Raw genomic sequence first — 404 nt, forward strand, 5'->3', positions numbered from 1 at the left:
GTCAGGACGTGGAGGCCACGATCGGGCGCAAGCAGCGTGACCTCCCACCGGTGCCCTCGCAGATCACCGGCGAGATCGAGGCTAGCCTCAATTTTTCGTGCCGTGTGCCTGAGGTGTGGATTTCGGCTGGGATGTGGCTGATCCTCAAGTTCGTCCGCAACGACCCGATGAAACTGGTCGTCGGTACGGCGTTGCTGACGTCGATCGTGTCACTGGACGGGGACGGCTCCACCACGTTCATCATCGTGACCTCGGCGTTCCTGCCGATCTGCCCTGCGTGCCGGCACCCGGGTCGGCGAGCAACGCCACCCCGAGGACCCGATCCGCCTCGATCGGACCTCGAGCGTTTCCGATCGCCGACGCGAGATCGCCTGCCGCGTCCGCACCCTGGGAGTACCCGGTGA

At 65.6% G+C, this 404-nt stretch carries 1 pseudogene; it reads right to left on the minus strand.

From position 1 onward, the window contains the following. Positions 1-264 precede the first annotated feature (264 nt). Positions 265-404, minus strand: a pseudogene (locus tag P3H15_RS55365) (cutinase); the annotation flags it as partial.

The organism is Rhodococcus sp. T2V, assembly GCF_029269925.1.
Taxonomy (GTDB): Bacteria; Actinomycetota; Actinomycetes; order Mycobacteriales; family Mycobacteriaceae; genus Rhodococcus_F; species Rhodococcus_F koreensis.